We start from the raw sequence: 10,363 nt of genomic DNA, 5'->3' as shown, positions 1-10,363 counted from the left end.
GAGCAAACGATCAATGCGCTTGATGTTGTGCTTGGTTCGGGCCGTGGTTGGTAAATTTCGACCTAACTCAGTCAAGGTCAGTGTCTTACATTCAATCAGTGCCTTAGAGGCCAGCATCAAGCTGTTTAATCGTTTTAGGTGAAGTTCTGGGCAGTATTGGTGTAAAGAATGTTGTAGGATATTGGCTTCGCGCATCTTGTTGTCCAAGTGTAGTTTTTAGCGAAACCATTTGATCATGCAACAAGATGCGCTTCCACCCTAATTTGATGATTTATTTGTAAATCATCAGGGGATTCTTCAGGGCGAAGCGTTTAATTGCTTTTAAAGAAGAATATTAATTTTTCTTGAGACGAGACTATCGAAAAAGATGGGACGGTAAAAAGATGGGACAGACGTAACTCTTTTAGGATTAACAGACGACACAGAAGTGACAGGGGGTCACCATCCCCTCGGAGTTGCCGCAGGGCGAATAGACAAATTGCGTGAGTCTTGCCATGGATGGCAAGCTAGCTTTCGCAGGTGCAGGGACGCATCCTTCGGAAGCGATAGCAAATTTGGCAATGAGCACAAGGGGCTTTCAACTCCGTAGGGGCGTCTTGGAGAATCCAAGGAGGATAGGACGAGCAGTCCTCCTTGGTCGGGTGTGGGGTGAAACCCCACGACGTTAAGTGTTATTGCGATAAATAGAATATTTATCGGTTCGATACTACCAATCCCGTTTGTATTGCATAGCTCTCTAGCTTGATATCAAGATTATCCAAATCTTTATAAAACTCATCATCGAGTTGATTGAGTCGGGCTTCGGCGACTGGATTATCGGTTGCGGCGAGGCGTTGGTCTCTGTCGGTAGGGACGGGATGGTCACCAAACACCGCCTGTTTAGCCTGTTGTAATAGGGCTAACGAATGCAAAGCACCAATTTGCTCAAGGCCGCGCTCGGCAACAGCATAATGCTCGCCCGATGAGTTATCGAAGTATTGGATAAAACCGCCGTTATAGACTTCGCCAGAGAGACAATTGACGGCGTAATAGTGCTGCGCTGCTTCGCTTAGCGTGTGAAAGCCCTGATTATCGTCGTGCACCCGCACCACAATATCTCGCAACAACGCTCTAAAAGGGCAGGTTTTATCTAATTCCCGCTCCTTTTGGTAATAGGCTTTTGCTTGCTCAATATTTTCACGATTGCCATTTTTGCAGGGCATACATAAGCCTGCGTTTCGCTCGGCGGTGCTGGGCATAATTAAAGTTTGGCAGGCTGTGCAGGGGACTTTTTCCGACATTATCTTTCCTTAGATATTCAGGTCAGCAAGAGAAATAACAGATTCACAAACGACCCATTGTAAAATGACCTGTTTTTAGAGTTAAAGCATACGCAGAGATTAGTGGAATTAAGCATTGGTATGGAAGTGACCGTTGGCGGCATGGATGCCGCCGTCGAGCCTATAGGGATATATTTACGGCGTGTCACTGGAATAACTGTGCTTAATCTATGGCCGAATACTCTTAAACATCTGTCGTTAGCTGTAATGTAATTGTTTAAATATCACAATTAACAGCCAGCTATCCTAATTTATTAGTTGTACTTTATTTTCATCGCAATCAGGGGTTCGCGAGAAGCCTTTTCGGCTCGCAGGCGTGCTAAGTACTTTTCCCATAATTCCACTTGGTGAGTGGCGAGATCGTAAAGCACTTGCCAGGAAAACAGCCCGGTATCGTGGCCATCGTCGAAGACGATTTTTACCGCGTAGTTACCTACGGGTTCGATGCTGGTGATATTGACGTTTTTCTTATGGGTGACCAGCTTAGGGTTACCGTGACCATGCACTTCGGCGGAGGGAGAATAGACGCGTAACATCTCACAGGTGAGTTGATACTGCTCGCCGTTATCGAAGCTGATTTCTAAAATGCGCGATTTACGCTTGAGCTTAAGATCGGTGACATTGGGTGTGCTAGTGGTCATAGGTAGTGCCAAGAAAATGCTGAGAATGGACAAGCTGTAACATAACAATTTGTGGCTAAGGTTACAAAGTGTAAGCCTTAGCCACTGTCACAATTTCGAACTTATCTCCGCCATATATGCATGGCAGATGTTGTGTGCTAATCGCTTAGAGGATAAAGCGGCTTAGGTCTTCGTCTTGAACCAGATTATCTAAGTGAGCACTCACATAATCGGCATCAATCACAAATGAGCTGCCAGACTTGTCAGACGCCTCATAGGAGATATCTTCCATCAGCTTTTCCATTACGGTATGCAGACGACGGGCACCAATGTTTTCGGTGCGCTCGTTCACCTGCCATGCCGCTTTGGCGATGCTCTCAATACCTGATTCGGTAAACTCAATGGTCACGCCTTCGGTCGCCATCAGCGCGATATATTGCTCGGTCAGTGAGGCATGTGGCTCAGTTAAAATGCGTTTAAAATCATCGGCTGATAGCGCATCTAGCTCAACGCGGATCGGTAAACGGCCTTGTAGCTCAGGGATTAAATCCGATGGTTTTGACATCTGGAATGCGCCCGACGCAATAAACAGAATATGGTCGGTTTTCACCATGCCGTGTTTAGTGGTTACCGTGCAGCCTTCGACTAAAGGTAATAGGTCGCGCTGTACCCCTTCGCGGGAAACGTCTGGGCCTGAGGTTTCGCCACGCTTACAGATTTTGTCGATTTCGTCGAGGAACACGATACCGTGCTGCTCAACCAATTCAATGGCTTGCTCTTTTAAATCTTCTTGATTTACCAGCTTGGCCGCTTCTTCTTCGATCAACAGCTTAAAGGCTTCTTTGATCTTCATCTTGCGACGTTTTGCCGGTGCTTGGCCCATGTTTTTAAACAGGCTTTGCAGTTGGTTGGTCATTTCTTCCATGCCGGGCGGTGACATGATTTCAATACCAATTTGTGGCTGGGCCACGTCGATATCGATTTCTTTGTCATCTAATTGGCCTTCGCGCAGCTTCTTACGGAAGATTTGACGGGTATTGGAGCTGGTATCGCTTTCCGTGTTATCCCAGTCATTTTTCGGCTTGGGCAGCAGGGCATCGAGAATGCGCTCTTCAGCGTGTTCTTCGGCGCGTTGGCGGCATTTGCCCATTTGCTGCTCGCGGGTCAGCTTGATGGCGATGTCGGTTAAATCACGGATGATTTGCTCGACTTCTTTACCCACGTAACCCACTTCGGTGAACTTAGTGGCTTCAACCTTGATAAATGGGGCATTCGCGAGCTTTGCCAAACGGCGGGCGATTTCAGTTTTACCTACGCCGGTTGGGCCAATCATCAGAATGTTTTTTGGGGTAACTTCTTGACGGAAATCGGCATCTAGCTGCATGCGGCGCCAGCGGTTACGCAGGGCGACGGCGACGGAACGTTTGGCCTTTTTCTGGCCGATAATGTGGGCATCCAGCTCGTGGACAATCTCACGGGGGGTCATTTCAGACATAATATTCCTCACGCCCTGTTAGTAATTAAGTTCTTCAATTGTCTTGAATTGATTGGTGAATACGCAGATATCGCCTGCAATAGTCAATGACTTTTCAGCAATTTCCAGCGCCGATAATTCGGTATTTTGCAGTAGTGCTAACGCCGCCGCTTGGGCATAGTTACCGCCCGAGCCAATGGCGACTAAATCATGCTCTGGCTGCACTACGTCACCATTACCTGTGATGATAAGTGAGGCTTCGGCATCGGCGACCACAAGCATGGCCTCGAGTTTGCGCAGCATACGGTCGGTACGCCAATCTTTGGCAAGTTCAACAGCCGAGCGTAACAGGTGACCTTGGTGCATCTCGAGTTTGGACTCGAAACGCTCAAATAGGGTAAAAGCGTCGGCGGTGCCGCCAGCAAAACCTGCCAACACTTTGTTGTGATACAAGCGACGCACTTTTTTGGCGTTACCTTTCATCACGGTATTGCCTAGGGAGACTTGGCCATCGCCGGCGATGACAACTTGGTTATTACGGCGTACTGATACGATAGTGGTCACTTTTGAATCCTCTTCTCTTGCCCGCAATGAAAATCCTGCGGTGGATGATGGAGTAAATATGGGGATGGATAGTCAGAATTCAAGTTATTGCAGAAAAAGCCAATGGGGTTTACGTGTTCGCGCGCCTTTTGCAACAAAATAACAGCTTACAGAGAAATGGCGGCCTGCTTCAGTCTTGCTACGACTGAAGCGTCGGCTGATTCGCAAAGACTGCCGTTGGCGCTATTTCGGCAGTCTCTCCTGGGCGATCACGAGGTTTTTAATAGACTGATGGCGGCGGGAATACTATCAATACCACATTCTTGTAGGGTCTGATTGATGCCCTGGGCAAATTTCGCTTTATGTTGGCGCACAACGCTATAGAGCTGAAAACACAGCACTATGTCACTTTCTGTCAGTCCATTATTTTTAAATGCCATGGCAGATAAGTAACAGCGGATCATAAAGCAATCTATCACGAGCAGGCGAAATGCCATCCAAGGCTGCTGTGAATCACTCATGGGGAAATGCTCATGGTAAAGCGAATATAAAATATAACGGTCAAATAAATCCTGATAATTGCTCAACGCAGGCAAGGCTTTTTCTTCCCACGCTTTATTTAAATCGTCAATTTGATATTGATTACTCTCATTACATAACAAACCAATTGCATCATTAAGCGAGGTAAAACGAGGCTTTAAGCTTCTTGAGTGAAGTTTGCATAATTGGTCATGTATCGACACAAAAGCATGGGTTTGAGGCTGTGGTGTGTAGGGTATTTTTTGATATTGCTCATCGATTTGATTGGTTTGGGCCAGCAAGATTAATTGTTCAAAACGCTGATCTATTTGTGCAATAGGAAGAGTATTTTGCCTCACTTGGTCACTGACTTTTACCAATAATCCTATAGCCATGAGTGCCTGTTGCCAATCCACACCCATATTAATTAATAAATCCAAACTGTAATCGTAGGTTTTTTCTAACCATGCAGGATTGGCCGCGGTTGGACGTTTGGCGCCACCGCTCTTTGCCTCAAATTGAAATGCATTGGCGTCAAATAGCACCTGACGGGCAGCTTCAGGGCAAGATATCGTTAAACTTTCGTATTTAGTGGTTGCGATAACATTGTCACTACGAGGATAGGTTTTACAGGTGTGGCTTAAGGCTGTTTCACCCGCAGCCGCATGGATGGCACACAACTTCTGCTCGTTTACAAACGGGCATATTCCATTGGCGTTAAGTTTGATTTTTGCCCACTGATTAGCATCGGTTTTGGTTTCAATAAATGCCTCTTTGGCAAGCGAAGCGAGTTTTGGATGGTTAAGGGTATTTTTGTAGCTTTTTTTGTCAAAAATGATGGTCCAGTCATGGCAGCAACTGTCTTCACATGCGGCACCTATACAACTGAATTGTGAAGCGTAGCCTGGTGTAACAATGAGATTATTCATTGGCGTTTATTCATCTGAGTGTTCCATAAACAAAAAGGTAACAAATCTATAGGATTAAGGCCAATCTTTGGTGAGTTTGACAACCACATGTAAAAGGAATCTTAGTGTCTGCCCGCAATGAAAATGATGCGGAGGAAAACAAAGTCACTATAGGATGGATAGTCAGAATTCAAGTTATTGCAAAAAAAGCCACAGGACTTTGTTGATTTTATGCCCTGTGGCGAAAGCGGATATGCTGGGTGGGTTAAGGTGCAGATAACGAGGAGCGGCCGACAACAGTTCGTCCATCGAGGGGATAGTATTTTAGCTCCCAATTCTCGCTGCCAAGGCGGCGATCATCCGACACATAGTTAAAGTAACAATAAGTATTAGGATCACTTATCGCGCCGCCGCTATACCAGTAGACGATGTCGATATTGGGTGCTTGTTGCGTTTCCCAATCCGTGTGTGTGGTAAGGACAAAGTCCTGATTATCGAGTAACGATTGCCACAGTTCTCCGCAGTAAGCGCCTTGTAATTGAGTGCCTTGGCTGCTGCTTTGAGCCGTGTCTTTTCCGAGTGGAAAGCCCGTGGTGGTCGAGTCGATAGTGCCATCACCATAGCAAGCGAGATTTTGGGTATATCCCGAGTGTCCGCCCGCAAGCCAACAACTGTGATACAGCTTGACGCCAGAGGTAAAAGCAGCAAAAGCAGCTTTTGCCCGAGTATCGTGAGCATCTTGACTTAGATTCATAAAGCGCGGGGCTGCGACTACAGCAAGAATGCCTAAAATGATGATAACCACCACCAGTTCGATTAGGGTGAATCCCTTAGATGTGTGTAAACGACTCATACTGCTCACCTGTTGCCAAGATAGTCGCATTCTAACTTCATTTTGAAAAATTATCATTAAGTTATTGATAGATATTAATTTAATTAACAACAATGCTACATTGATTGTTCGGATTTAGGGAGGCGAGGCGAGGTTTGTAGGGATAAAAAAATCCCCGAGGACACTGGCCGTACTCGGGGGAAGGTTCAAAAGCAGTGGATCGTTAATGCCTACGGAGCATAAATGACAGAACCTAACTTGAGTGTGGCAGTGAATGGTGTTTGATACAAAGCCAAAGATGCAAACTGCGACAGCTTGTCGCAGTTTGGATGAAAACGTCGCCATCAGCGCATTCTAAATGGTCTGAGTTATATGGAATTAGCGGTTTAATCGTGACAAGCGTGGCGAGAATATATTGCGATTGTTTAGCGTGCTGGTCACTGATTTATAAAACAGAATTTAGATTTCCTAAGTGTTGTACTAACTCTGCCATATTGTTCACTTCAAGCTTTTTCATAATCTTTGCGCGATGCACTTCGATGGTTCTTAAGGATAAATACATGGCTTCGGAGATCTGTTTGTTGGTCATGCCTTGAACCACATGGGCTAATACTTGTTGTTCGCGCTCAGTCAGTTGGGCAAATTTCTGCTGCAGACTCTGTTGCTCAAAGCTGGATTGGCTTTCTTTATGTGCTTTTTCAATCGCTTGTACAAGGGCTTTACCCGACACAGGTTTTTGAAAAAAGTCGCATGCGCCTTTACGAAAAGCGCTTAATGCCATGGGTAAATCACCGTGCCCAGTGAGAAAAATCACTCCTAATGGACTTTGGGTTTCAAGCAGCTTTTGCTGCACTTCTTGGCAGCTGATCTCTGGCATTCGGCTATCTAAGATCACGCATCCCGCTTGAGTTAACGGGCATTGGGCTAAAAAATCCCGTCCACTGCTAAAGGTTTGTACTTGATAACCAAATTGCCTGAGCATAAATCCTAAAGAGTCGAGAATCGCTTCATCATCATCGACTAAATACAGCGGCAGCATAGTGGACATGGTTTTCCTTTTGGTGGTGGGACTCTTTATCAGCTTAAGCCTGCCTTGTCGTAGGCTCAATTTTAAGCCTAGGTCTTGGGAGGTTTATCACTAAATTAGTCAAATCACTTTAGGGGGAATGCCAGAGTTTGGTGTTATTCACAGCATCATTTTGGCCTTGTGTATAAAGTACTCCGAATACAAAAGCATACAAGACAAGGCGATAGCAATGAGAACTTGGTGTAGGGCAATACTCGTGAGCTGCATATTGAGCGTAATGATGCTTAATTTGTCCTATGCCGATGAAGACATTCCCGTTCATGAATTTAAAGTGGGAGTGCTGGCGAATCATGGGGTGTTGCAGGCAAAACAGCGCTGGCAGCCTATGATGGATTACCTTAGCGAAAACGTCCCTAATAGCCGTTTTGAAGTAGTGCCCGTCGACTTTAATGGTATGCGTAGCCAGTTACTGAGCAATGAATTGCAGTTTATTGTGACTAACCCCGGCCAGTATCTGCACTTGAGTAATAATTTCCCCCTCTCTTGGCTCGCGACCATGAAAAGCCGTAAACATCAGGGCAGCACTTTCACCATAGGCGCGACCATTATTGTGCGTGCCGATAGCCCTATACGTAGCTTGCAGGATTTACGCGGTAAGAATGTGGTTGCTAGCGATCCGCAGGCACTTGGCGGCTATCAGGCTGCGATGGGATTACTGCATAAAATGGGTTATTTACCGGAGCAATTCTTTGGCCAAGTGCGATTTTTAGGATTTCCCCTCGCGCCGCTGATCTATCAAGTGCGCGATGGGAGTGCCGATGCCGCCATTGCGCCTTTTTGTACCCTAGAGGAAATGATTGAAACAGGGCTTATCAATAAGACGGACTATCGTGTCATTCATCCAACCCATCCTCCTGGATATGACTGCGAGGTGAGCACCCAACTCTATCCTAATTGGTCATTTGCGGCGGCGGATACGGTTTCGCCACGGATCACCATGCAAATCACCCGCGCCTTGTTTGACCTGCCCCCAGACCATGTGGCGGCGATTACCGCCGATACTTTAGGTTGGACTGCGCCGGTAAGCCAGCTAAAGGTGATTGAATTATTTAAAGAATTACAGCTGCAAGGTGCATCACCTCCCTTATATCAAACCGTGTATAAATGGATGGAGAAAAATAAAGAGTGGGGTGGGGTATTACTGCTGATCTTTATTGTGTCGACCATTTATCACCTGTGGCTCGAATATAAATTCCGCCAAAAGAGCGAGTTTTTAGTCAGTACTGAGCGGCAATTAAAAGACAAGGCATTGCAGTTAGAACGCTTACAAAGTGCGGCGATTCTCGGGGAGATTGGTGCCGGGTTGGCCCATGAGCTAAATCAACCGATTGCGGCGATAACCCAATACAGTGAGGGCGCTATGATACAGCTAGAAAGGCTGGGACAGGACAACCCAGAGCTCTATGATATTTTGGGTAAAATCAACGCACAATCGATACGGGCTGGGGCGGTTGTGCACCGTATTCGTGGCTTGCTTAAACGCCGTCAGTCGAAGGCTGAACCGCTGGATGTGACGTTAGTCGTCAAAGAGGCACTGGCCTTATTACGCCGAGAATTAGACCGAGCGGGGGTACAAGTTGACGTACAGGTGCAAGGTCGTCCCTATGAATTGATGGGGGATAGTGTTGGCTTAAGTCAAATGTGGGTCAATTTGGTGAAAAATAGCCTCGATGCGCTGGAAGCATGTGAGGATAACCGTGCACGTAAGTTAAGGATTGAGATCCACTATCAACCCACTGAAATCAAAGTATTGGTAATTGATAATGGCCAAGGTTTACAGGGGCAAGCTAATGAGTTGATGGCCTCTTTTGCCTCTACCAAAGATGCAGGGCTCGGATTAGGTTTAGCGATTTGTAAGGATGTCGTTAGCCGTCACCACGGCAGTATTGAGATTGAAAACTGCAAGCAATCGACACAAACGCCATTGCCTTGGCAGCAAGGCTGTGTGGTGACGGTGATATTACCTCGGGGCTAGAATGAATCGCCGCAGAGTTTTTAAGTATCTATCTTCAGTTGCGGGTGCAAGCTGCTTTTTATCAAGCCCAATTATCGTTTAAGGCGCGGGATATTCTTGGCTAAATTGCAGCAGTTTTTGGGCTAAAAATTCAATAGTGCGGCGGATTTTATGGCTAGGATAGTCGGTTTGTAGATAGACTAATTGCAGTGGCACCGCAGGCGCGAGTTTATCGGCTAGGATAAGCTGTAGTCTGCCTTCGGTGACATCCTGCGCCACATCGAGCCAACTTTTATAGGCTATACCTCGCCCCGCCAGTGCCCAATCGCGCACAACGGCGCCATCATTGCAAAAGCGTTTTCCTCTTACTTCAATCTCTACGGTTTCACCATTATGGCTGAATTTCCATTTCTGCCATGGCTCGCCGCCACGATTTAAGATCAACACTTGGTGTTGGCTCAACTCGTTCAGTGTTTGCGGTTCACCATATTGCGCAAGATAAGCGGGGGAGGCGACGAGCACCCTTGGCGTCATCGACAGTTGGCGCCGTTTTAGATTGGAATCTTCCAGTTGGCCATAACGCAGGGCTAAATGGATATTTTGATCGATGAGATCTGTCATATGGTCGCCAAAGTACAGCTGAATCGACAGCTCAGGCGCGCTATCCATCAGCTCATCTAGCCAATTGCGGATCCGACTGCGGCCAATGTCCGAGGGCAGAGCAATGCGCACTTCGCCCTTAAGCTCGCCCCTATGCTCGGCCAAATTAGCGGAAGCGGTTTCGAGTAACGCAAGGGCTGGTTTAGCTGCATCGAGAAATATTCGCCCTTCTTCCGTGAGTTGCAACCGCCGAGTTGAACGCGCAAATAGTTGGCATCCTAACTTTTTTTCAAGCCGTTGCAGTGCCGCGCTCGCTGCTGCGGGCGTCATGCCGACTTCTTTACTGGCGGCGGACAGGCTTTCAAGCGCAGCGATACGCAGGGCGAGTTGCAGATCATTTATATGGTACATATCAAAATATTTTTGAAAATGATTTAAATAATAGGCTAATTATCAATATAGATTAACTAATGCACAATTGCACCTAGATATTCAATCATCATTTAT

9 protein-coding genes and 1 pseudogene are annotated in these 10,363 nt (G+C 46.6%); 1 reads left to right on the top strand and 9 read right to left on the bottom strand.

Features of this window, described 5'->3' with window-relative positions; all coding sequences use genetic code 11:
- From AEA42_RS14085 to AEA42_RS14050, 8 genes and pseudogenes are all read right to left on the bottom strand, one after another.
- A pseudogene (locus AEA42_RS14085) lies at nt 1-195 on the bottom strand (IS4 family transposase); the annotation flags it as partial.
- 497 nt (nt 196-692) lie between these two features.
- The gene (locus AEA42_RS14080; protein WP_055648061.1) at nt 693-1,280 is read right to left on the bottom strand and encodes a DMP19 family protein; all 588 of its coding nucleotides are present in this window, start codon (nt 1,278-1,280) and stop codon (nt 693-695) included.
- A gap of 293 nt (nt 1,281-1,573) precedes the next feature.
- The gene (locus AEA42_RS14075) at nt 1,574-1,960 is read right to left on the bottom strand and encodes a DUF971 domain-containing protein (RefSeq protein ID WP_055648060.1); all 387 of its coding nucleotides are present in this window, start codon (nt 1,958-1,960) and stop codon (nt 1,574-1,576) included.
- 145 nt (nt 1,961-2,105) lie between these two features.
- Nucleotides 2,106-3,434 carry an ATP-dependent protease ATPase subunit HslU gene (gene hslU, locus AEA42_RS14070; RefSeq protein ID WP_055648059.1) on the bottom strand — a complete coding sequence of 443 codons (1,329 nt, stop codon included), beginning with the start codon at nt 3,432-3,434 and terminating at the stop codon, nt 2,106-2,108.
- Between the two features lie 18 nt (nt 3,435-3,452).
- Entirely contained in the window at nt 3,453-3,977 is a 525-nt protein-coding gene (hslV, locus tag AEA42_RS14065; protein WP_011073856.1) for an ATP-dependent protease subunit HslV, read from the bottom strand.
- Nucleotides 3,978-4,225: 248 nt separating this feature from the next.
- Nucleotides 4,226-5,404 (bottom strand): flagellin lysine-N-methylase, encoded by a 1,179-nt coding sequence (gene fliB / locus AEA42_RS14060; RefSeq protein WP_055648058.1) that lies wholly within the window; start codon nt 5,402-5,404, stop codon nt 4,226-4,228.
- A 244-nt stretch (nt 5,405-5,648) separates the two neighbouring features.
- Complete coding sequence (locus tag AEA42_RS14055; protein WP_047540133.1) at nt 5,649-6,236, bottom strand: type II secretion system protein; 588 nt, start codon at nt 6,234-6,236, stop codon at nt 5,649-5,651.
- A 424-nt stretch (nt 6,237-6,660) separates the two neighbouring features.
- Complete coding sequence (locus AEA42_RS14050; RefSeq protein WP_055648057.1) at nt 6,661-7,263, bottom strand: response regulator; 603 nt, start codon at nt 7,261-7,263, stop codon at nt 6,661-6,663.
- A 208-nt stretch (nt 7,264-7,471) separates the two neighbouring features.
- Here AEA42_RS14050 and AEA42_RS14045 point away from each other — a divergent pair, with 208 nt between their 5' ends.
- Nucleotides 7,472-9,277, top strand: coding sequence for a sensor histidine kinase (locus AEA42_RS14045; RefSeq protein WP_088586605.1), 1,806 nt, complete (start codon nt 7,472-7,474; stop codon nt 9,275-9,277).
- Between the two features lie 78 nt (nt 9,278-9,355).
- On the opposite strand, the gene AEA42_RS14040 is transcribed toward AEA42_RS14045, so the two are convergent.
- Nucleotides 9,356-10,267, bottom strand: coding sequence for a LysR family transcriptional regulator (locus AEA42_RS14040; protein ID WP_055648056.1), 912 nt, complete (start codon nt 10,265-10,267; stop codon nt 9,356-9,358).
- Nucleotides 10,268-10,363 lie beyond the last annotated feature (96 nt).

It is taken from the genome of Shewanella sp. Sh95, assembly GCF_001308045.1.
Taxonomy (GTDB): Bacteria; Pseudomonadota; Gammaproteobacteria; order Enterobacterales; family Shewanellaceae; genus Shewanella; species Shewanella xiamenensis.
The sequence above is the reverse complement of the archived record's forward strand: the minus strand, read 5'-3'. Positions and strand labels throughout refer to the sequence as shown.

What these genes read in the sequence shown, in the direction of transcription:
- AEA42_RS14080 (WP_055648061.1), bottom strand. Translation starts at nt 1,280, where the DNA reads ATGTCGGAAAAAGTCCCCTGCACAGCCTGCCAAACTTTAATTATGCCC.
- AEA42_RS14040 (WP_055648056.1), bottom strand. Translation starts at nt 10,267, where the DNA reads ATGTACCATATAAATGATCTGCAACTCGCCCTGCGTATCGCTGCGCTT.
- hslU (WP_055648059.1), bottom strand. Translation starts at nt 3,434, where the DNA reads ATGTCTGAAATGACCCCCCGTGAGATTGTCCACGAGCTGGATGCCCAC.
- AEA42_RS14075 (WP_055648060.1), bottom strand. Translation starts at nt 1,960, where the DNA reads ATGACCACTAGCACACCCAATGTCACCGATCTTAAGCTCAAGCGTAAA.
- AEA42_RS14055 (WP_047540133.1), bottom strand. Translation starts at nt 6,236, where the DNA reads ATGAGTCGTTTACACACATCTAAGGGATTCACCCTAATCGAACTGGTG.
- AEA42_RS14050 (WP_055648057.1), bottom strand. Translation starts at nt 7,263, where the DNA reads ATGTCCACTATGCTGCCGCTGTATTTAGTCGATGATGATGAAGCGATT.
- fliB (WP_055648058.1), bottom strand. Translation starts at nt 5,404, where the DNA reads ATGAATAATCTCATTGTTACACCAGGCTACGCTTCACAATTCAGTTGT.
- AEA42_RS14045 (WP_088586605.1), top strand. Translation starts at nt 7,472, where the DNA reads ATGAGAACTTGGTGTAGGGCAATACTCGTGAGCTGCATATTGAGCGTA.